Genomic DNA, 21,073 nt, shown 5'->3' on the forward strand with positions numbered 1-21,073 from the left:
AACCAGGACCGCTCGCACCAAGGCTATCGGCTCCAGGGCCGGACGCCGGCGACAGTCTTTCTCGCCAAGACGGCCAATTGAGCACGAATGCGGACGACGGTTGGAGGACAAACGTGTCAACACCTCGTCCATACTGGACACACTAGAGCGTTGATTTGTTTGGTGACGGTCACTTCCCACTCGAGCGAGTTTCTTACGGCTTCCTCGGCGCCCGCAAACGCGCTCTTGGGGGCGGGAATGGCCGGGATGGCCACTTTGCCCCCCGCGTCCACCACGTACTTCACGAAGCGCATCGCGTGATCGCGCTCCTCTTCAGCCTGGCGGTAGAAGTGTTTGGCTAGTTCAGTCAGACCCGCGGAGGCAAAGCCAGACGCGATGGAGACGTACTCGAGCGACGCCGCGAACTCGCGACCGATCTGTCCGTTTATCGCCGCGTTCATTCTTTGCACTGAACAGCATAGAAACCTCCTTGGAGTGTCATCAGCAGCCAACCTGATGGATGTCCCTGTAGGTCTCAACCAGCGATCGGCAAGTGGCGCGGTCCGCGCCGCCGTTGCTCCACAGTTACGGCCCTCGTGGTGTCTCTGCGGCCGCCGCCGGGGCGGCTTACGGACATTTGCCGTGTCATCGCTCCTGAACATCCTTCGGTGGGGTGATCTCACGGATCTCCACGGTGGTCACCTTGACCCCCACCCCTCCGTGACCTCGTCGAGCTAGGCCCGCATGATCTGGTTGATCTGTTCCCGCTTCGTCAGGGCCTCGTCGAGGCTGAGGTCGCCGATCACCGCGCGGAGCCCGGTCGTGGCGATCCCCTGCGCGGCGCCGGCGAAGTTGCCCACCTTGATCACGCTGAGCTGGGGGTCGAACACCTTCCAGTAGATCAGGAAATCGATGGAGATCGGCGCGTTGTCCTTGGTGATGCACGTCTGCGCGGGGATCTCTCCGCTCAGTCGTGCTTACCCTCGCGTAAGCAAGTGCCTTCTCCCCAAACTCACTCCCTTGATTGGAATTACCGTTGATGTTAAGATATAGATAAATATATATACTATGGGGACTATACACAACCTTTGGGCTCTTGGTGTGGGTGGGGGCGGGTGAACGTCCCCTGGAGGCAGCGCGATGACAGGACGAGGTACAAGACACCCTCGAGGTCGGGCTTAGGCAAGGGGTTGGTGCCGAACGGATAGGCCCTTACGATTACCAACCCGTTCCTTCTTTCGACTTTGTCACTACGCCTCGAACACGAATACATCTTGACGAGCTAGCTTATTTCGTAAGATATTCAAGCCCGTCGGCGCATGCCCGGCTTACATCAAAGCTAGCCTGTTGTTCTCCGGGCATTTTGTCCCAGCCCCCTTTTTCAATGAACGTACTTCTCTCATAGGAATCTGACGCCTTTAATTCTTTGAGCTTCTCTTTATAGTTCGGGTCCTTTATAAATTGGGCAACGCAGATCGCGGCCCGAGTCGCCAAGACCGCCGCGTCGGTCCTCTGTCGGCCGGTGCCGCCGGTTGTCCAACCGCCCCACGCAAAGCCGATGATCATCGCGATGACTGCCCCCAAAATAAGGCCCCAAATTCCAAATTTGACCTTCCCTCCAGCTTCTGGTTTCATTGATATACCTCCCTGAACCTGCCGATTCTTCTCCCGTTGGTCCAATTCTTCGCCCTTCTTCCGAATTCGCTCCTCTGGCGTGCTCACGGGCATCCCCTCCAGCGCTACTGTATCCAGTGCATCGCATTCGCGCGGGTCTGCTGAACCCCTCTCCGAATCACGCTCGGGAGGCATGCGTACGCCGCCGGCTGTCCAGCATGCAGGTTCCAAAGGAGCGTCGGAGCAGGTGTGGGGGGATGGGAAACCGGAGGTGTGGCTGACACGGATCAAGGACGCCTAACAAGCTTTGTAGATTGATGGATGTACACTGCTTTGCAACCAGGGGGTCGCGGGTTCGAATCCCGCCGTCTCCACCAATGTTTTCAAGGGTTTGCGCGCGGTGCGGATTCACGTTCTCTCCCAGTTTGCTCACCATTGCTAACCCGAGCTGGCGAGATCGCGACCCACACCATTTTGCATTCCTGGCACTACACGCGCATAGGTGTCGAGGCGTGGATATCTGAGAGTGTCCCAGCCGTTCCTGCACGAGCTTGGGGTGGACGCCTTTGCGGAACAGCCAGGCTGCGTGACTGTGCCGCAAGTCGTTGAAGCGGATACGGGTGAGCTTCACCGCCCGGGCGACCTTGCGGAAATCGCGTTGGGTGAGGTTGTGGGCGTGGATCGGTTTGCCGTCGCGCTGACAGAAGATCACTCCTGATCTCAATAGGTCGAACCCAGCCCTCGCCTTGCCTCCTCCTGCTCGGTTTTGAGCCGGCGGAGCCCGTCGAGCACCGCCGGGGCCAAAGTGATATCCGCCTTGAGCGTGCGCTCTTTGGTTCGCGGCTCAGGATCTGCTTCTTCAACCATACCAGCGTGTGGCGGATACATGTCGCCCTGCCCCTTCGTTACCATCGTTAAGGGTCTTCGGCGGGTGGCTCTTTTCCGCTCACGAGGGCCTCTAAGGCGCTGTCAACGAGAGGCTCCAATAGTCCGTCCTTCGCTTCTAGGAAATCTTGGTCTGACCTGTAAGTATGGTGGGATAGGTCCTTACCTTGGTTTCGGACGATTACGTCCCATCCATCTGACCCCAAAGTCGCCTGCACCATCGGGTAGTGTCCTATTTCCAGGGTGAACTGCAGTCCGGTCGACGAGTAGCGCAGGTAGTGATGGACGCGCATCCGCGTCGCGGTGATGAGGGTCTCGGCTCTCTTCAAATACTCCTGGGCGACATTGCGCACGCGTTGCTCGCTTTGTCTCAACGTGTCTTGGTCACGTTTTGCCGCCTGAGCGGATGACTCCATTTTCTGCTTATGCATCTGCTCGAGTTCTGCGGCCCTCTTTCTCAGTCTCTCCTCCGGTGTGCTCACGTCCATCCACCTCCGACACACCTTGTCGTCTTATCCCTGAGGGATACTTAGAGGTCCTTGGGGAACGTCCTCATTGTTGCGTTGTCGAGGTTCTATTTGAGTAATGCGGTAGGGCGCGGCCAGCCTCCGCTCTGTAAGGCATTTGCGTCGAAATAGATCCTGTCGAACGGCACTGAAGCCTCCCTAAGCCGGGGTCGAGGCGTCTGCCATTCCGGCATGGACGTAAACAGGGCTAGAGGTTCGATTGCCACGAGACGCGTCCCTTTTTGGCAGGGGCACGACACCGGACGCCAGGGAAAACCTCCTAGTATGGCAACCGCGCAACACACGTAGTGGGGGCTCGCCGCCACCCGTCTCTGTGCGCCAACGGCAAGAGGCGCATGTGGTCGGCAGTACTTTTCCGCCTCCCAGGAGAAGTATGTGGATGGCGTTTTCGAGCCTGCGGATACCATTCAGCCCTGTTCCAAGGGGCGGCGTGGCTCCGCAACGGTGCTAGGCTCGACGTGAGATCGTCCACCTTGCCCTCAAGCCTGCCGGCCGCGGCCATCGCCGCGCTCAGGATGCGATGACCGCGGTGGAGGTCATACATGAGATGGCCGAGCGAGACGGGACACATGGAAGCCGCCTGTTCGATCGTAGCCAGTTGTCCCTCGAATGGTTCTCGGTGCGTGAAGTCAAAGTACGAATCGGCGGAGAGCAGAAGCATCGCGCCGAAAACGGTGGGGTTGCGGGAGCCGAGTTGCCACGCACCGAGCCCTCCGGACGAGATGCCGAAGAACCGCGGCTGTCGCGTTCCGGTATCGTTCGAAGTGGTGCAGTCGCGGAGGTAAGGTCAACGAAACACTGGGTCGGACGCAACTGGATGTACGGTGGCTTCCTCGCGGGTCTGTTTCTGCTCGCGGTAGCGCCGGCCGCGCTCGTGTCGGCCGGGCGGCCGCTCGTCCTGGTGTACCTGCAACTGCCGATCTACATGATTCACCAACTCGAAGAGCATTACGATGATCGTTTTCGCCGCTGGATTAACGAGACGATCGGCGGTGGCCGAGAGATGCTGTCGACGCCCGCTGTGGTCGTCATCAATGTCGTCGGTGTCTGGGTCGTCGACCTTGCCGCCTTCTATCTTGCCCGCTTCGTCGACGTTGGGCTGGGTCTCATCGCCGTCTACCTCACGCTGGTCAACGCCGTTTTCCATCTTGCAGCCGGCGCCGGCCAGCGACGCTACAACCCCGGCCTAGCCACCGCGATCCTGCTCTTCGTGCCATGCGGAGTCTGGGGATTGGTTGCCGTCTCGGCCCAGCCCGGGGTCAGCGCAGCCGATCATGTCATCGGACTGGCCGTCGCGATCTTCATTCACGCGGCGATCATCGTTTACGGCAAACGACGCGTCGCAATGCTGGCTCGGGGAAGCGCCGAGCCAGCTTAGCCCAGCTTTAGCCTAGGCTCGCCGGCACCTAATGGAGATAACGGCAAGAGAGTTCCCCACTGGCGAAATGTATAGCAGGCCTTGGGGTTTGGGTTTGATGGCGGCTTAGGCGTCACGCCGCGGAAGGCAAACCAACCATCTGCCTTGCCCCGAGCCTCAAACCCGGACCAGCCGGTTATGAGCCGGATGGCCACCTTCCCAGACCATATTCGATACAGCATAAGGGCCACCGTCGCATCCCACTGCCGGAAGCGCGTGCGGCCCTCCGTGAAGCACATGCGGCCCTCAACCTGCCGGACCGACTGCTTACGGGCAGAATGCGCGCTCAGGCGAAGCCGACGACCTGCTCGAACCCTGAGGAGCCGTCCAAGACCGACACGCTTGGAATCACGCCTGGTACGATTTGGTCCACAGTTGCCCGTTAGACGTGACGACGTAGACGTCGAGCCGCCCCTCGCCCCACGAGGCCACCGCGGGATCGCTGGCGAACCGGCCGCCGAGCGACTCCCATGAGCTCCACCGGCCGTGGTCGAGGCTCTTGCGCCACAAAGCGTGGTCGCTGCCTTGGACGAAGACATCTAGGTGCTGCTGGACGAAGCTCTGAAGCCCGGCGTTGCCGCCCCAGGCGACCGCCGCCGGGCCGGAACTGATGACCCCGCCGAGGGATTCCCAGTTGGTCCAGGATCGCCGGTTCTCGTCGAAGTTGAGGTGCCAAAGCGCGTTGTCGTTGCCCCGGGCAAAGACGTCGAGTAGCGCCGGGCCGCCCGACGCGACCGCCGGAGCGGAGGCTAAGCTGCCGCCGACGCTCAGCCAGTCGCTCCAAGAGCCTCCGCCGCCACCTTGGTAGGCCTTCTGCCAGAGTCCGTAATTGCCGCCCCGTACGAACACGTCGATACCGATCTGTCCGAAGATCTTCGTCCGGTAGACGGCCGTCGGCGCCGACGTGAATGCTCCCCCGAGACTGTCCCAATGCGTGATGTGCCCATTGTTCTGATAGGTCGCGTTGTCCACGCCCCGGCAGTACACCAGGTGGCCGCCGACGTCGGTGGCACAGGCGCCCGGGCTGGAGGTCCACTTGCCCCCGAGGCTTTGCCAGGAGCCCCACTGTCTTCCGTTCCATTCGGCGTAGCCGAGGGAGAAGTCATCGGCCCTCACTCCATAGACCACACATAGGACCCCCCGGCGGTGCCTCCCCGGTAGGCGGCCGCCGCGGGGGAGAACGTCAGCCGGGGAATGTTGGGGACCTGAGCCCACTGGCTCCAGCCCACACCACTCACGGCCCAGGCGGGCCGGACGACGCTGTTGACTGTGGCTACCGCGGCGAGACTGCCGATCAGCCCAATGGCCCGGCGCCGCGAGATCAGCGCTCCCTCGGGCGGAAAGCAGTGCGCCGCGCCACGCACGTTCGACACACTGACCCGCCCTTTCGCCCGTGCCCACAGCCCCACGTCTTCGCGGCCGGCCAGGCTGGCGATCTCGTCGGGAGATAGAGCGCGGCACCGCGCCGAAGTAGGGGTCCTGCTCGGCCATAAGAGGTCCTCCTCTCGCGGTCCCGGGGCCGGGCCTGTTCGCAAAGCGCCAGCCCCGTGTTGCGTGGACGGGGTGCGCTTCGCTGGCGGCATCTATCCGCCCTGCTGAACACTCACTCCTGATCGCGGACATAACCGTGCATCAACAACGGTCCCAGATTCAACGCGAATCGACTAAGCCCGTCTCAGGATTTTCCAGGAAGCCTGACCTCCCGAAGGTCTTGGTCGGCTCGCAACGCTTTCAGCGACGGGTGACGTAGGTCGTCTGCCAGCCGCTCCCGATGGTCCACGTCGACCACGAGCATCGGTTTGACCCAATGCGGCGGCAGGTCGGTTCGCGACTCCCCAAAATGGTTGTCGCTTGTCTGGGCTCACAGGGGCACCAGAACACAGCCCTTGCAGACAGGTCGGGCGGCACAGCAGCCGAGGGTGGAGAAGTGCCCAAGAAATCGCCCCGCGGTGCGGATTCCGGGTTAGTGTTTTCAGGACGGGGAGAGCGGGCTCTTCTCGGGTCCGCTGAAGGATACTGGGGTGGAATCCTCCAATACCAGGCATGCCGGTGCACACTGCGCCCCCGATCGGCTGACTCCCGACGACGTTCCGGATTCTTTTATATCTGGACGAACGCCGACACCGACCGCAACAGGTTCTTTGTGGTCAAGGCTCCAAGGTCAAGAGAGATGACTCCATCGAGTTTCCGGTCGAGATGGGCTGCCTTGTCTGCGTGTTCTGCTGCCCGCGCGAGATGCACCAGTCAACAACTTCCGGATCGCGCCGGTACGGGCGGCAATTTGCCGGTGACTCGGTCCATCGGGGAGTCCAAACCAAGCAGCGAGGAGGATGCCGGATGTACGGGTGGAGGGGGCGACTGGGAGTCATCATGCCCAGCAATAACACGATCGTGGAGCCGGAAATGTACAGTGTGCTGCCGACCGGCCTATCGCTTCACGGAGCCCGCGTGGTCCCCCGCAACGCCGCAGGTTTTCGGGAACAGATTTTCTCTATGGCCGATACGCTCCCGCAGGCCATCGAAGGGTTGCGAGGGAAAGTCGACGTGTTTTGCTACGCGTGCATGGCAACAAGCCTCCTGAAACCTCCCGGCTGGCACGAGACGTTCGCCGAGGCGACCGGCGGCGCGCCGTTCCTACTGGCGGGTGAAACCATGGTTGTCGCCCTCAGACGCTTGGGGGCGTGCCGCATCGGTGTCTTCTCCCCGTACTCGGATGAGATCGCCGCCCTGATCCCTGGCTGGTTCAAACGACACGAGATCGAGGTCGCACACAACGCCAGCGTCCCGCTCAGCTTTGAACAGGGTTCTCCAGGATGCGAAAACTTCTACCCCACCATCCGTCGGGAGTTCAAAGGAAAAGATCTGGCTGCGCTGGTCATCCTGGCCACAGACCTCGCCACATTTACGGTCATTGACCCCCTGGAGGCCGACCTCGGGATCCCCGTCGTCTCCAGTAATCTGGCACTGCTGTGGAGCATGCTCGGAACAATAGGGGCCGGGGCGACGACGTGCCCCGGCAGACTCTTTCGTAGCGCCGCGGTCGTGGCCAACGGTCGCCCAACCCACGCTTCGCGATAGCCGATCACCACCATCCGACCTTTCGGGGAGGCTATCGCTTGTACGATCTCATCATTAGAAGCGGCACGATCGTGACGACCGCCGGGTTCATTCGGGCCGACCTTGGCGTGCGCGATGGGCGCATCGCTGCTGTTGCTGTGCCTGAGACTCTGGGGGCGTCCGACCACATCGTCGATGCCCGTGGCAAACACGTTCTCCCCGGACTGGTTGATGCTCACGCGCACCTGCGGGAACCGGGCTTTACATACAAAGAGGATGTTGGCTCGGGGACTCAAGCGGCGGCCGCGGGCGGGGTGACGACGGTCATGGCCATCCCGAACACCAACCCGCCACTCACCACGCCGGATGCGCTTCACGCCGCCGCCGAGCTCGCGTCCCGAAAAGCCGTGGTCGACTTCGCGGTCTTTGCCGGAGCCTGCATGGCCGACCCGGAAGGTGTTACCGCGTTTTCCGATAAGGGACCCATCGGGTTCGATCTCTACGACGACCCCTACGCGTTCGGCTCAGCCTCATGGGTTGACCTGTTCTGCCGAGTGCGACGCACGGGTCTCCCGCTCGCCTTCTACCTGAGCGATAAGCATCTGCAAGACCGGATCCGAGGCGAATTGGAGGACCAGGGCGTTCCGGCAGCGGGCCGCTTCGCCCGGACGACCACCGCCGCGACTGAAGTGGCCGCCATGGCACGCATCATCCCATTGGCGGCCCATTTCGATGTTCCAGTGGTACTTCGGGCGGTAACAACGCCCGAGGGACTGGCGTTCGTCCGGGAGGTGCGCCTCGCCTATCCCGGGGCGCGCGTCGCTGTTGAAATGTGCGTCCACCATCTGTTTCTGACGACCGATGAGCTTGCGGAGATGGGCAACCGCGCGTTGATGCTCCCCCCGTTGCGCCCCCGGGCGGAGCTGGACGCATTGTGGCGGGCGGTGAGGGGCGGTACCGTGGATTATCTTTGTACGGATCATGCGCCTCACGCACCCGAGGAAAAGACCGAGCATCCGCCGTTTCTCGCGCCGCCCGGCATTATCGGACTCGAAACCTGGCTTCCCCTGCTGCTCAACGCCTGCGCCGGCCGCCGACTGACACTCCCGGACGTTGTGAGGCTGTGCTGTGAGCAACCTGCCCGGACGTACGGCATTTTCCCCCGGAAGGGCGCCATCACGATCGGCGCAGATGCCGACCTGATCTTGGTAAACCTTGATGAGCGCTGGCGCATCGACGGGAGCCGCTTCTACTCCCGCGGTGATCGTGGGCCCTTCGACGGTTGGGTCGTCACCGGGCGTCCGTACCTCACGATGGTCCGGGGCCGGCCGGTGATGATAGATGGAGCGGTCGACCGGTCTCCCTGGGGCCGGTTTGTTGTGCCGGAATCACCAACGCGAGAACTCAGGCCCGAACATCCGGAGCACACCGCGTGACAGATGGGAGGATCAGCATGGACTGGCAGGCCGCTGCTCGTGAGGTACTCGCCCGGCTGGATACTCTTGAACAGGAGTTAGTCGAACTGGCCTGTGGGGTCGTCAATGTCCCGAGCCCCCCCGGGTACGAAAAGGACGTGTGCGAGTTCATCGCCGGGTGGCTGAACGAACGCGGCATTGCCGCTTACGTCCAGGAGGTGGAGCCGACACGCGGCAATGTGGTCGGGACTCTGGCGGGCACCGGCGGAGGAAAGAGCGTCACGTTCAACAGCCACATGGACACCACGTTCGTTGGCACCGTGGCGGAGGACTTGCCCATCCTCGGCCGTCCCGAGGCGATCGCCGGACCGGCCGCGGAGGTCAGAGACGCCGTGATCTACGGGCTCGGCATCTTCAACGATAAAGGTCCCTTTGTTAGCGCCTGTATTGCCGCCCGGGCGATCCAGCTCAGCGGGGTCAAGCTACACGGCGACGTCGTGCTGGCCGGCGTGGCGGGGGAGATTGGTCGCGGTCAAGTCGGTCCGTACAAGGGACCAGGGACGCGCGGTAAGGGTGAGGGCACACGGTTCCTGCTGCATGCCGGCGTCTGGACTGATTACGCGGTGGTCTGCGAGGGCGGTTCTGTTTGGGCGGTTTCCTGGGCACTACCCGGAGCCGCCTACTTCCGAATTAGCACGCACGGGATCCCGCAGTATGCACCGATGAACGACCGATCCGCCCCCTCGGTGCAAGAAAATAAGAACGCTATCGTCAAGTTGGCCCATCTCTTAATCGCGCTCGAGGCCTGGGCGGATCGCTACGAGGCGGAGAATCGCTTTGACACCCCCTGCGGGCAGATCGAACCTCGGGTCACCCTTGGCGCGATCGACGGCGGACTCCCGTACAAACCCAACTGGCGTCCGGGCATTGCCAACGTCTACGTCGATGTTCGCATCCCCCCGAACCGGACGCCCCTCCATGTAAAAAGAGAGGTCGAGCAGGTGGTCGCGGCCACAGGTCTCAGCAGCGAGGTCTTCATGTACCTCGGGCGCATGGGCTACGTCGCGCAAAATGCCGGTCCGGTGGCGGCGGCCGTCACCGCCGCGCACACGCATGTCTTTAGCCAGCCTCCCAGCCCTCCGACATGGATCGAGCTCAGCATGTGGAATGATTCCAACGTCTACGCGGAACTGGGAATCCCGGTGGTGAAGTACGGCCCCGCATGGGCCGGTGGCGATTTTCTCCCGGAGCGGCTGGCGATTGCCGATCTGATGCGAGCGGCCCGGGTCTACGCTCTGACGTCCCTCCAGCTGTGCGGCGTGGCAAAAGCGTGAGGAGTCGATGAGCGGGATTCTGAACCTCCGTGTCCTGAGCGCGTCACAGGTCAAGAGCCTCGCGTCGATGCGCGAGGCGATCGAGATTCAGAAAGAAGCGTTTGCCCTACAGGCCGGTGGAGCAAGCGTGTCCGGGCTCAGGCACTGGCTCGACAGGAAGGATGACGATCCCCCCTGCCTCGTGGGGTTCCTCCCCGCGTTTCTGACCGATGGGCGGGGATACGGAGTCAAGATCGTCTCGGATTTCTATAGGCTACGGGGATCAGAGACGCCGCACATGATGGCCATCGTCGTCGTCTGCGACGGGAACACCGGGGCCCCCCGGGCCGTCATCGAAGGTGGCCACCTCACCGACCTCCGGACCGGCGCCACGACGGGAGTGGCTGTTGACCTGCTTGCCCGCCGGGACGCCCGCGTTGCCACGATTTTCGGAGCGGGGCGGATGGCGCGGAATCAGATGGAGGCGATCTGCGAGGTGAGGGACCTCGAGACGATCTGGGTGTGCAGCCGGACGGAGGCGCGGGCCAGGGCCTACATCACGGATTTGCAGGTCAAAGGCGGCCGCATCCCACGCGACATTCGTCTCGCGGCGTCGGCGAAACAGGGCCTCGAGGCATCAGACATAATCGTAACGGCAACGACCGCGGAGAGACCGTTGTTTGACGGCCGGGACCTACGGCCCGGGACATGCGTCGTGGCGGGTGGCGCATCTCGTGAGATCGACAGCGAGACCCTTCACCGCGCGGGAAAGCTTGTTGCGGATATGAAGGAGACCGTGGCGCACACGCCGGTCTTCACGGTCCCCATTGGTGAAGGAATCATAAGAGAAGACGACGTCGCCGAGCTGGGCGAGCTGGTTTTGGGCACGAGGCCGGGCCGTGAAACGGCAGAGGAAATAACCTTCTGCAAGACCCAAGGCGTCCCGGCGCAGGATCTGGTGACTGCGCAATACATCCTCCGCAAAGCGGAGGAGCGCGGCGTGGGGGCACTGATTCCGCTCCTGTGAGGCCCGCGCGGGACGAACAAGAGGGGAAAGAACGGGGTTTGCGTTTTTGCACTGAACCGGTCTGAGGGTGATCACCCCCAAACCGCCCGAGCTTGCTCTCGACGCAACCGCGTGGGTATATGAGCGGTTTAACTGCACCAATATCTCTATTACAAAAAATCAATTGTAGAGCATGAACATCACGGACAAGGAGCTACTCCAGGCTTTGGAATTCCTCAGCAATGTCATGATCGCTGTTGCAACAGGCGGGCCCGCACCGATGAGGTTGATGAAGACAGGGACCCAGACTACGGTACGTGAGCGAAGGAAGGTAGTGCACCCCCCTCGCTAGTGGCGACGAAGGTGGTCTTGTTTGTTTGAAAGTGGACCGGATCATGACGAGACCCGATGGTCTTGTGCAAACCGCTGACATCGCCGCGAGTGTCACATTTAGCCCGAAACGAGGCCGCGTTCGGCAAAGCTCCCTCTGGCTCCTCGGGGGAGGATATGCACCCCAACGGGGGCCAGGGAATCGGATCTTCCCCACAAATCTACCGCTCGTGCGGGGGAGGAGAGGCACTTACGCTGCCCCCCCCCGACGGGTTGGGTCCGTTCTACTTCACTGCGACCTTGACAGTAGTATTCTTGGCCCGATCCGACTTTGGTAGTCTTACTTCGAGCATTCCATCGTTGTAGGATGCTGTCGCCTCAGCGCCCTTCACCTCTGTAGGAAGTGGCACGGTACGTAGAAATGCTCCATATCGCAACTCTCGCCGATAATAGTTGCGCTCCTTCTTGTCTTCTGCCTGCTTCGTCGACCCCTTGAGCGTGACGGCGTCGTTGGATATGGTAATGTCTACCTGTTTCGGATCGATGTTGGGTAGAGCCGCCATTATCACCACTTCATGCTCACTTTCAAATGCCTCAACCGGCGGTTCCCACTCCGTTTCGGGCCCGACGATCTCATGTGTCCAAGGCCCTGGCACAGCGCCAAGGAATCCACCGTATTGGCGACGCATTTCCTGCAGTTCGTCATCAAAGAGCGGCCTTCTCACGAGAATCATGCTGTCACCTCCACGTACATCTCCCCATGGGGAGTCTGTCTTGTTGGTGCCGAGTACATCGCGCGAGGACGTCTACAAAACCTGCCGCATCAAGTATTCGCAACCGCGATCCGTGATCACCGCTTGCCCCAAACCGTTCCGAACCCGTCTCCACGTCGTCAACCCGTCGTTGGTACAGTGGAGAAGATGGCGTTCCACGACCTCTCGTTACGACCGACGCTCGCCCAACGCGGGGCCGTTCGTGCTTTCTCACCGGTCCCGCAACGAGGCTCATGCGCGGGTCCGTTCGTTATCGATCGCCATAGGCGTCCTCCTCGGAAACGCTCTGATCTCGCAGCGTACCTGATCCGGTACCTGCTCCTCCGAGGAGCCGACCCAGTGCTGGGAACATTAGCTGTGGGAATAACGAAGGGGAAGCAGTTCCAGTGTACGCTTGTTCAAAAGGATTAGCGAAGCCAGTATGGGGTCTCATCCGCGCAAGCCTTGAACCTTACCTCCTCTGGCGCACGCTTCCAGCCTTCCGACCTACGCTAGAGGCACGCCTCGAAGCCGCGCGAGCCCGCACGAAGGTGGCGGGCGATTCTGAGGGAAGCATATAGAAACCACCGTCGGTACCCAGCATGCACGACCTGCGCGAGATATGTCCGGTCTCAAAGGCGAGACGTTGGCATTGCCGGTAGAAAGCGTAGGACCCTCAGGGAGCAGGGCGCCGGTCGCGTGGAAGCGAAGGGAAACGTGACCGAGGGGGATCACCATGGGATATGGATTCGGGATCGCAGTGGCCGTCGTCGGCTTGCTCCTGGCGTGGAACGGGGTCAAGATCGTCCGCGAGTACCAGCGCCTGGTAGTGTTCCGCCTGGGCCGCAGCTTCGGCCCGAGGGGTCCGGGGATCGTCTACCTGATTCCGATCATCGACAAGGCGGTTTGGGTGGACCTCCGGGAAGCGTTCCTCGAGATCCCCGCGCAGACGTGCATCACCAAGGATAACGCGCCGATTTCCATCGATTTCCTGATCTACTGGAAGGTGTTCGACCCCCAGCTCAGTGTGATCAAGGTGGGCAACTTCGCCGGCGCCGCGCAGGGGATCGCCACGACCGGGCTGCGCGCGGTGATCGGCGACCTCAGCCTCGACGAGGCCCTGACGAAGCGGGAGCAGATCAACCATGTCATGCGCGCCAAGCTCGACGAGGTCACGGAGCGGTGGGGGGTCAAGGTGACCACCGTCGAGATCCGTGAGATCACCCCGCCGAAGGACGTCCAGGACGCGATGACTCGGCAGATGTCCGCCGAACGGAGCCGGCGCGCTCTCGTCACGGAGGCGGACGGAAAGAAACAGGCCGCCATCACCATCGCGGAAGGAGAAAAGCAGTCGGCGATCCTGAAGGCAGAGGGGGACCGCCAGGCCGCGATCCTCCGTGCGGAGGGGTTTTCGCTGGCCTTGGGTACGATCTTCGAGATCGCCAAGACCGTGGACACGAATACGATGAGCCTCCAGTACCTGGAGGCCCTGAAAGCCCTCGGCGCGGGCCCGGCCACGAAGTTCGTGTTCCCGATGGAGTTCACCAAACTGCTCCAGCCGTTTGTGGATGGGGCGCGGGGGACTCCGTCGAGGGCGCCGTAGCCGTACCGACAACGATAAGCTCACGATGAAGGTCGGGCGTGGGGCCGATCCTTGGCAGCGGAGAACCGGTTCGACCCACGCCGAGACGCTAGAGTCAGCCTCGAGCGGAAGAAGCTCGCCAGGGGGCATCAGGGGGATCGAATCGGAAGGATTGGGCCCAGCGGAGGGAAACTTCCTTATGTGCCGATCCCTCTCGTTTGGTACACTGTTTGTAGGTCGAATGGGAGCATCAATTTTTCCATCCTGCCTGCCGCACGCTGAAACCTGAAAGCCCTCGGTGGGCGGCCATCATGAATACCCCACACGATAACATCTATAGATTCCGCTCGTAGGGCCCGGCCACGTCGGTATGGCTAGGGGGTCTCGGAGCATCGCCACTGATCTGTCCGTGGCCGTGCATAGAGCACGCCAAGATTTAGTTCAAAAGGAGGAACGAATATGAAAAATGTCATCATCGCCATTGTGACCCTGAGCATATTCTCGATGCTGTCCGTGGGGTCAGCTTCTGCTCAGATGTATCGGTTGGCTCCGCAGCAGCAGTTCAATTTTCGGCAGCGAGTTGTTCCAACACCCCCTGAGACGATGGATACTTATGCGAACGTGACGAATTTGAATGCCTTCAGCGCTGAGACGGAGTACATGTCTCTGCCCGGCTATCTCCGGTATTTAACGCACCAACGAACGAGCCAGTGGCTTGCGTATCCGGAAGCGACACGCATTGTACGCCAGTAGCGGTACGTCGCAATCATCCATCAAGTAGGAGAAAGGGGATCGTACGATGAGTATCATGGCATGGATTATCGTTGGGATTATCGCAGGCTGGATGGCGAAAAGGGTGATTCCTGGTGAAGGGCCCAAGGGCGTCCTTGGAGACCTGGTCGTCGGCATCGTCGGCGCCATCGCGGGGGGATGGATCTTCGCCTACTTTGGGCACCCCGGCCCCACGGGGCTGAACATCGGGTCCATCGTCGTCGCCTTTGTGGGAGCCGTGGCCGTGCTATGGCTAATGCGGCTGCTCACCAGAACGGGGAATGCCGGACTGGCCTAGATCAGGCCGCCTCATGCGGGTAGACCCCAGGGAGACGAGCCGGACGGCGGGGCGGGACGAAATACGTCCTGGGGTGTGGAATGCGCTGGCGGGAATCGGAACACGAGCCGCGCATGCCCGCGCACAGATGTGGTTAAGGCTCCCCTGCCAAATAATAGCGGAGATCGACGTACGTGAGGGGGCCGCCCAGACCCTTATGGGGCGACGTGTACTGGTTCCGGAGCTCTAGGACCGTCCGAATCCCTTCGAAGTCCGGCGCCGCCGCCGGGGCAAATCCTGTGAAGGGGTCGACCAGAATCTCGAAAGCCTTCCGCGCGAGGTCGGAGGGAAATTTGGCGTTGCGTCCGAGGATTTGGATCCCCTCTTCGCGATTCCCGGGCGAGTAGAGCCACGTTAGGGCGTCGCGGTACGCTCGGATGAATCCCACGAGCAGCTCCCGGTGGGTCGCCGCCCAGGACCGGCGCGCGGCGCCGACGACCCCCTGGTACCGGCGCAGGACATCGAGCGCATTCCCCAAGAGCCGGAACCCCCGTTGTTGCGCGAGGACCTCGAATGGTGTCACGAGCAGCGTGCCGGCGTGCTCGCCCCGCAGCAGAGCTTGCCACCGTTCAAGCACGCCGCCGGCGGGAACGAGCGAGTAATCTTTGGGCCCTAATCCGTTGGCCTCCAGCATCTTGCGGAGGACAAACGCGTATCCCGTGGAAGGGGCGTCCACCGAGAGGGTCTTCCCACGCAGATCTGCGTACGTTTGTATCTCGGGTTTGACGATCAGACGTAGGAACCCGCTGTCTCCTCCCATGAACGCAAGCAAGTCCGGGCGCCCCGGGGCCAGGACCTCGCCCTGGCCTTCGTCGTAGGCAATTACGTTGTCTATCGCGGTCATCGCGATGTCAAACTCTCCATCGATCAGGTGCGTGAGTTGGAAAACCGAGCTTGGGGTCGGCGTCAATTGCACCGCAAGCCCGCGTTGGGCGAGGTATCCCTTCTCCTGGGCAACCCACAGCGGCAGGTTGAACCCGCCGGGGAACACGATGACCCTTAAAGGCTGTACCTGGGGGGCAGCGACCACCCTCCCCGGGATTGAAGCGTCGAGGATCGTCAAGGCCGTGGTCGCCAAAAACTGGCGCCGTGTCATCATAGTTATCCGCTTCGCGTATTCCGTTTCCGCTTCCCCATTCCTTCCAAAGCTTGTAGTTGAGGGTGATCGAACGGAACCGGGCGCGAAACACGTGCAAATTCTGACCTTCCCCCAAAGCCTTGCCATAATCCTTTCCCTGTCCAACCGTACCGTCTTGTCGTAGCCGGTAGTGTGGGGATGAAGCCCGGGCTGCCGGGATCCTAAATCAGCGTACCCCGAGAAGAGGGGGTCTTAGGAAAACCGCCCTCTGAGCGATTTGTGCTCAGAGCAGATGCGGCACCAATCGGCCTGCGCGAAACGGCGCACAGACGTCAACGCCCCCAGGCAGGGGGGTGTGAGGGGCTGGGAGAAGGCATCATCGGAAGTCGGCTTCGATACTATCCAGGCGATCGACTTCGCGTGTGAGGTGGTAGGGCCTATGGCTCCTCAAGGTTCGAACGGAGGATGCCCATCGCGGCCGCTCCTCTGGTTGGCGGGGATCTTGATCACTGTGCTCATCGGTTCCGTGTACGTGCAAGTGTCGGAGGCATCTTCTCCGACGGCTGGCATCACGGTGATAGGCATCGCCGCCGGGAGTACATATCTCGCGATTGTTGAAATGGACGGACTGTCGTACGTTGTCGGCGTGGGCGATCGCATCCGGGACTTCACCGTGACCGCCATCTCAGGGAACGAGGTCGTCCTTCGGCGGCACGATCGGACCTTCAGGCTACAACTGGCCCGGGCTGAGACTGCTCCGGTCCGCGCGGAGAGAGTCGCGCGCGCCGTCGCAATTCCGACAGTGGCCACTCAAGCTGCGCCGATCGCAGCATCGAACATCGCTTCCCCGCCGGCGGCGCAGCAGCCCACAGGAGTCTCCCCCTCCGCGCTACCTCCAACCACGACCGTCACCGCTGTGCGCTTGGGACCGACAGGTTACCCGGCACAAACCACGGTCCCGGTGTGGGGGGTTCCACTCACGCCGGCTCCTCCGAGCCCACCGGTCATGTCCCCTGGCGCGACTTTGTACACGCCTGCAGGCACCTCCGCGTACGGGTCCACGAACGCACCGATCACCACGGAGAGCGCGATCGCTCTGGGTGGAGTCACAGGGCTCCCTGTCGCCGCTAGCCAAGTACAATCGGCCGCACCGGTGCCCCCCCTGGGCGCGACTTTGTACACGCCTGCGGGCACCTCCGCGTACGGATCCACGAACGCGCCGATCACCGCGCAGAGCGCGATCTCGCTCCGCGGAGTCACGGCCCTCCCGGTCGCTTCTAACCAAGCGCAATTCGTCGCGCAGGTGTTGCCCCGGCCGACCTCAGGCCAAGCGGGGGCGATCGCGGCAGCTGCGGCGGCAACCGGAGGTGTCGCGGGCGGTGCGCGGCAGACGTCCACCCCTTCGGCAGTCTCACCGCCTCGACTGGTGAGCGGTGCGAGCGCGCAGCAGCCGGTTGCGGCATCAGCCAAAATACCCACCCCGGCCCTAGCGGCGGTTGTTTCGGCGCCAGCGCAGGTTCTTCGAGGCAGTGCGCAATTGTATCAGGTCAAGGTGGGTCCGATCTCCGATAAGCGCCGCGCCGAAGAAATTGCGAAGCGCTTGACCAAAGCGGGTTTCGCAGCCAAAGTCAGCGCGACCAGCGGGGCCCACTACACGGTAACGTTGAATCCTTCGCCGCAGACGGCTGTCGGCCAGAGCCTTGCCATTATTGAGTCCGCTCAGGCGGGCGTGCCGGTCAAGATCGAACTAGTCCCATAGCTCGGAGTTGCTCAGGGTCCGGACACTAATCGGGAATCGCCGGAAACGAACGGTTTCCCTCTAAGAACCGCGCCCCGCGACGTCGGCGGCATCCAGCGCGTCGCTGGGTGGTCGAACGCACAGGGGCTTGGCACAATCGAGTCCGGAAACTCCTTATCCACTTTGAGAAGCGGATGGAGAATTATCGCGGGTTGCTGCATTTGGCATATGCCCTCATTATCTATCGACTGGCGGTCCTGTGACGGGGTTCCAAAGGAATAGGGTATTGACATTTTAGTAAATGGCGTTTATTATACAGCTTGTGGTAAACGCCATTTACTATAGGGAGACAGCCATGGCACAGCAGAAGATCGACCTGCACGTCAATCCTGCCGACGAAACCATCCGTATCGGGCCGCTCGCGGTGCGCTTCTTGATCACCGGAGAGAACTCGAGTGGAAGTGTCGCAGTGTTTGAGCTCCTTGTCCCGGCCGCGCAGCGCCTGGCGGCTCCGGCGCATAGCCACGACCATTACGAAGAGACGATCTACGGCATCGACGGAGTGTTGACCTGGACCGTTGACGGGAGACCTTTCGACGTCGGGCCGGGGCAGGCACTCTGCATTCCGCGCGGCGCCATTCACCGGTTCGACAACACCGGAAGCCAGAACGTGAGGGCGCTCTGCGTGATCACGCCAGCCGTACTAGGTCCGCAGTATTTCCGCGAGTCTGCCGAGGTGATCAACCTGGCGGCCGGCGGGCCGCCGGACCGAGCGAAGATGGCGGAAATCATGCGCCGCCATGGCCTCACCCCGGCACCGTAACAGCGCACTGCGAGCCGGAGTAGCTCATTGACTTGGACTATTCACGACTGAGCCTCGTAGACCGGGAATGGCCGATCCCGTGAGGCTGTCATCGGCATGTAGGGGATGAGGAGGAACATGATGAAGGCTGTTGTGGTGGCTCCCGGCGAGGGACGGTTTATTGCGGTCGGGTGCACTGGCGCGGGCGTGACGGTCAAGGCGTCGGAAGCAGAGACCGGCGGCCTGTGCACCGTCTGGGAAGGACGAGTCGAGCCGGGGACGGTCGGCGCCGGGCCGCATTATCATCGCGGGCGCGACGAGTTCTTCTACGTCCTCAAAGGTGAGGTGGTGCTGCGCATCGGCGACGAGAGACACACGGCTGGAGCAGGCACATTCGCCTTTGTCCCGCGTGCAACGATCCACGGCTTTCACAATGCGAGCAGTGACAGCGCGATCCTCCTGGTTATGCATCATCCCGCCGGCTTCGAGCGCTATCTCGAGGAAATGCAGCAACTGGCTGCTCGGCACGGAGGCGAAGAGGAACAGGCCGCACTTGCTGCTCGCTTCGACATGATCCCGGTGCCGGCGTCTACGGGGCGAGTTGACGGAGCACACACAGTTCACGAACGTAAGAGTGCCACCCGCCGCTAGGGCAGGGACGAACATGGGGCGTAAAACGATCCGTGACCGCACGTCGAGCCTAACAAGTTCACCGGTCGAAACGAGAGATATGCGCATCGGCGCATTGTTGCGCGTACCGGCGCAGGCGATCCAGCGCCGTCTCATCAAGGAGTTGAATGCAGCGGGTTTTGAGGAGCTACGCGTGCCGCATATGGCGGTGCTGCAATATCCGAGCCCGGATGGGGTTCGCCCAGGCGTTCTCGCCGAGCGCGCGGGCATGAGCAAGCAGGCCATGAACCAGCTACTCCGGAGCCTTGAAGGCCTGGGCTATATCGTCCGGTCCGACGCACCCGACGAGGGCCGCGCGCGAATTATCCGCTTGACCAAACGCGGTCGCGCTGCGTACTCAAGAATCTCCGGCATACTCCGCGATATCGAGCGCGAATGGAGCGTTGAGCTTGGACCAGACCGTTTCGCCCAGCTCAAAGAGGTGCTATTCCGCGTCTGGGAGAGCCCGTTGACCCGCTCGCAGGCGGGAACGGCACAAGGGACTGAATAAGCACTAAGGTTTTTGGGGTAGATTCTAACATCGACAAGAGATTCCTACGACCTGTAGCACGCACTCCACCCTCTTTCCTACTCGTTTCTCACCGTTCCCGCACGGTCACAAGCCCCGCTCGTGTAGCGGGGCGGCTGACAGCAGACCTCCACATGAATCAGGAGTGCACGCTGGGCGAAACCGGTGTCACATACCGCCTGGCTCCTCGGGGGCAAGGTCCGGGGCGCCGTCCTCCGGCCGATCCGGGGTCGCACAAACGTCGCCCGATTCCTTATCGGTGTCACGGCGCGTTTCGCACCGGCCGGCGCGCGGTACGCGGTTGCGGATGACAACGGCAAGCCCACGCTGTTGGTTCCCGCAGTGATGGCACGCCAGCTGTCGTCGTCAGCATCGACGTTGATCGGGCGCGGATCCGCAATGTCTGGGCCATCGGCAACCCGGACAAGTTGGGCGCCGTGTGAGCGGTTCGCCTGAGGTGTCGGGGGCAGGACCCTGATGTCCCCATGGGCAGAGACCTAGAGCCTGCGGGCATTGGCCTGCTCGCGAGGAAGGTTTTGCCTACTGCATGCAGTATACACATTTATGGCCCGACTCACCGGCACCCTGAAGATACAGCGGTCTGAGCCAGTCACGGTCCAAGCGCACCGCACCCTTCGCCAGGCGATTTTGCAACAGCGCTTCAAGCCGGGGCAGCGCCTCATCGAAACGGAGCTGGCAGAGATGCTCGGCGTGAGTCGGACCCCGGTCCGGGAAGCCCTCTCCAAGCTGGAGTTCGAGGGTCTTGTCGACCTCGTCCCCACGGGCGGGGTCATCGTAAGGAATAGCGAAGAAGAGTTTGAGGAAATCTACGGGCTGCGCCAGCGCGTGGAAGGCTATGCCGCCAACGTGGCCGCCCGCAGAATCCGGCCCGAGGAACTCACCGCAATCGAGAAGGCATGCGATCGGGCGCTGGCCGCGTTGGACAGCACCTCCTTGGAGGAGCGCGCCGCGCTCAACAACGCATTCCACCAGCTGCTGACGGAATCGTCTCACAGCCGGCGGCTGATCCGTTTGGCCAACAGTTACCGGGAGTATTTTCTCAGCCACCGCACGCTGCAGTTCTACGACCGAGAGACGGCCGTGCGCCACCACACGCAGCACCGGCAGATCGTCGAGGCCCTCCGCCGGCGTGACGGCGACCGAGCGGAGCGCTTGCTCGCGGCGCACTTCCAGAGCGCGCTCGTGATCATCCGCGCCGCCCTCGGATCCGGAGGAGCGGGTTCTCCCGCCCCCGAGGGGAACCTCTGAAAA

24 protein-coding genes and 1 pseudogene are annotated in these 21,073 nt (G+C 62.1%); 15 read left to right on the forward strand and 10 right to left on the reverse strand.

The annotated features are described in order from the left end of the window. Nucleotides 1-116: 116 nt before the first annotated feature. The 3 genes and pseudogenes from VKV57_13720 to VKV57_13730 form a co-directional block, all read right to left on the reverse strand. Nucleotides 117-440: a ferritin gene (locus VKV57_13720; GenBank protein ID HLW60960.1), complete on the reverse strand. Its 324-nt coding sequence runs from the start codon at nucleotides 438-440 to the stop codon at nucleotides 117-119. A gap of 170 nt (nucleotides 441-610) precedes the next feature. Further along, nucleotides 611-941: pseudogene (locus tag VKV57_13725) on the reverse strand (paraslipin). Nucleotides 942-1,266: 325 nt separating this feature from the next. After that, a complete protein-coding gene (locus VKV57_13730; GenBank protein ID HLW60961.1) occupies nucleotides 1,267-1,701 on the reverse strand; it encodes a hypothetical protein in 435 nt (144 codons plus the stop codon). A 418-nt stretch (nucleotides 1,702-2,119) separates the two neighbouring features. Here VKV57_13730 and VKV57_13735 point away from each other — a divergent pair, with 418 nt between their 5' ends. Beyond that, a complete protein-coding gene (locus VKV57_13735) occupies nucleotides 2,120-2,311 on the forward strand; it encodes a hypothetical protein (GenBank protein ID HLW60962.1) in 192 nt (63 codons plus the stop codon). 2 nt (nucleotides 2,312-2,313) lie between these two features. On the opposite strand, the gene VKV57_13740 is transcribed toward VKV57_13735, so the two are convergent. Then, nucleotides 2,314-2,505 carry a hypothetical protein gene (locus VKV57_13740; GenBank protein ID HLW60963.1) on the reverse strand — a complete coding sequence of 64 codons (192 nt, stop codon included), beginning with the start codon at nucleotides 2,503-2,505 and terminating at the stop codon, nucleotides 2,314-2,316. Between the two features lie 2 nt (nucleotides 2,506-2,507). Beyond that, a complete protein-coding gene (locus VKV57_13745) occupies nucleotides 2,508-2,960 on the reverse strand; it encodes a hypothetical protein (GenBank protein HLW60964.1) in 453 nt (150 codons plus the stop codon). A 565-nt stretch (nucleotides 2,961-3,525) separates the two neighbouring features. Between VKV57_13745 and VKV57_13750 the strand changes: the two genes are divergently transcribed. Continuing rightward, entirely contained in the window at nucleotides 3,526-4,383 is an 858-nt protein-coding gene (locus tag VKV57_13750; GenBank protein HLW60965.1) for an HXXEE domain-containing protein, read from the forward strand. A gap of 387 nt (nucleotides 4,384-4,770) precedes the next feature. On the opposite strand, the gene VKV57_13755 is transcribed toward VKV57_13750, so the two are convergent. Together VKV57_13755 and VKV57_13760 are read right to left on the reverse strand one after the other, a co-directional pair. Continuing rightward, a complete protein-coding gene (locus tag VKV57_13755) occupies nucleotides 4,771-5,538 on the reverse strand; it encodes a hypothetical protein (protein ID HLW60966.1) in 768 nt (255 codons plus the stop codon). After that, entirely contained in the window at nucleotides 5,535-5,795 is a 261-nt protein-coding gene (locus VKV57_13760) for a hypothetical protein (protein HLW60967.1), read from the reverse strand. The genes VKV57_13755 and VKV57_13760 overlap by 4 nt, the downstream gene beginning before the upstream one ends. Before the next feature lie 964 nt (nucleotides 5,796-6,759). Between VKV57_13760 and VKV57_13765 the strand changes: the two genes are divergently transcribed. The 4 genes from VKV57_13765 to VKV57_13780 are packed head-to-tail and all read left to right on the forward strand — an operon-like array spanning nucleotide 6,760 to nucleotide 11,234. Next, the gene (locus VKV57_13765; protein ID HLW60968.1) at nucleotides 6,760-7,500 is read left to right on the forward strand and encodes a hypothetical protein; all 741 of its coding nucleotides are present in this window, start codon (nucleotides 6,760-6,762) and stop codon (nucleotides 7,498-7,500) included. 38 nt (nucleotides 7,501-7,538) lie between these two features. Then, nucleotides 7,539-8,915, forward strand: coding sequence for a dihydroorotase family protein (locus VKV57_13770; GenBank protein HLW60969.1), 1,377 nt, complete (start codon nucleotides 7,539-7,541; stop codon nucleotides 8,913-8,915). Then, a complete protein-coding gene (locus VKV57_13775) occupies nucleotides 8,912-10,228 on the forward strand; it encodes a M20/M25/M40 family metallo-hydrolase (GenBank protein ID HLW60970.1) in 1,317 nt (438 codons plus the stop codon). Before VKV57_13770 ends, VKV57_13775 begins: the two co-directional genes overlap by 4 nt. A gap of 7 nt (nucleotides 10,229-10,235) precedes the next feature. Further along, on the forward strand, nucleotides 10,236-11,234 hold the full coding sequence (locus VKV57_13780; protein HLW60971.1) for a hypothetical protein: 999 nt from the start codon (nucleotides 10,236-10,238) through the stop codon (nucleotides 11,232-11,234). Nucleotides 11,235-11,827: 593 nt separating this feature from the next. On the opposite strand, the gene VKV57_13785 is transcribed toward VKV57_13780, so the two are convergent. After that, nucleotides 11,828-12,277: an Hsp20/alpha crystallin family protein gene (locus VKV57_13785; GenBank protein HLW60972.1), complete on the reverse strand. Its 450-nt coding sequence runs from the start codon at nucleotides 12,275-12,277 to the stop codon at nucleotides 11,828-11,830. A gap of 754 nt (nucleotides 12,278-13,031) precedes the next feature. Here VKV57_13785 and VKV57_13790 point away from each other — a divergent pair. From VKV57_13790 to VKV57_13800, 3 genes are all read left to right on the forward strand, one after another. Beyond that, the gene (locus tag VKV57_13790) at nucleotides 13,032-13,898 is read left to right on the forward strand and encodes an SPFH domain-containing protein (GenBank protein ID HLW60973.1); all 867 of its coding nucleotides are present in this window, start codon (nucleotides 13,032-13,034) and stop codon (nucleotides 13,896-13,898) included. A 438-nt stretch (nucleotides 13,899-14,336) separates the two neighbouring features. Further along, entirely contained in the window at nucleotides 14,337-14,630 is a 294-nt protein-coding gene (locus VKV57_13795; GenBank protein HLW60974.1) for a hypothetical protein, read from the forward strand. Nucleotides 14,631-14,676: 46 nt separating this feature from the next. Continuing rightward, entirely contained in the window at nucleotides 14,677-14,946 is a 270-nt protein-coding gene (locus VKV57_13800) for a GlsB/YeaQ/YmgE family stress response membrane protein (GenBank protein ID HLW60975.1), read from the forward strand. A gap of 133 nt (nucleotides 14,947-15,079) precedes the next feature. On the opposite strand, the gene VKV57_13805 is transcribed toward VKV57_13800, so the two are convergent. Together VKV57_13805 and VKV57_13810 are read right to left on the reverse strand one after the other, a co-directional pair. Further along, nucleotides 15,080-16,084, reverse strand: coding sequence for an ABC transporter substrate-binding protein (locus tag VKV57_13805; protein ID HLW60976.1), 1,005 nt, complete (start codon nucleotides 16,082-16,084; stop codon nucleotides 15,080-15,082). A gap of 915 nt (nucleotides 16,085-16,999) precedes the next feature. Beyond that, nucleotides 17,000-17,323, reverse strand: coding sequence for a hypothetical protein (locus tag VKV57_13810; protein HLW60977.1), 324 nt, complete (start codon nucleotides 17,321-17,323; stop codon nucleotides 17,000-17,002). A 277-nt stretch (nucleotides 17,324-17,600) separates the two neighbouring features. Here VKV57_13810 and VKV57_13815 point away from each other — a divergent pair, with 277 nt between their 5' ends. The 6 genes from VKV57_13815 (at nucleotide 17,601) to VKV57_13840 (ending at nucleotide 21,070) form a co-directional block, all read left to right on the forward strand. Next, nucleotides 17,601-17,822: a hypothetical protein gene (locus tag VKV57_13815; protein HLW60978.1), complete on the forward strand. Its 222-nt coding sequence runs from the start codon at nucleotides 17,601-17,603 to the stop codon at nucleotides 17,820-17,822. A 35-nt stretch (nucleotides 17,823-17,857) separates the two neighbouring features. Next, nucleotides 17,858-18,064, forward strand: a complete 207-nt coding sequence (locus VKV57_13820; protein HLW60979.1) for a transposase — start codon at nucleotides 17,858-17,860, stop codon at nucleotides 18,062-18,064. 92 nt (nucleotides 18,065-18,156) lie between these two features. Beyond that, nucleotides 18,157-18,624, forward strand: coding sequence for a cupin domain-containing protein (locus VKV57_13825; protein HLW60980.1), 468 nt, complete (start codon nucleotides 18,157-18,159; stop codon nucleotides 18,622-18,624). Between the two features lie 117 nt (nucleotides 18,625-18,741). Beyond that, a complete protein-coding gene (locus VKV57_13830; protein HLW60981.1) occupies nucleotides 18,742-19,254 on the forward strand; it encodes a cupin domain-containing protein in 513 nt (170 codons plus the stop codon). 79 nt (nucleotides 19,255-19,333) lie between these two features. Continuing rightward, nucleotides 19,334-19,783, forward strand: a complete 450-nt coding sequence (locus VKV57_13835; GenBank protein HLW60982.1) for a MarR family winged helix-turn-helix transcriptional regulator — start codon at nucleotides 19,334-19,336, stop codon at nucleotides 19,781-19,783. Between the two features lie 582 nt (nucleotides 19,784-20,365). Next, on the forward strand, nucleotides 20,366-21,070 hold the full coding sequence (locus VKV57_13840) for a GntR family transcriptional regulator (protein ID HLW60983.1): 705 nt from the start codon (nucleotides 20,366-20,368) through the stop codon (nucleotides 21,068-21,070). Nucleotides 21,071-21,073: the final 3 nt, after the last annotated feature.

Source organism: bacterium (genome assembly GCA_035307765.1).
In the GTDB taxonomy this organism is placed as follows: Bacteria; Sysuimicrobiota; Sysuimicrobiia; order Sysuimicrobiales; family Segetimicrobiaceae; genus Segetimicrobium.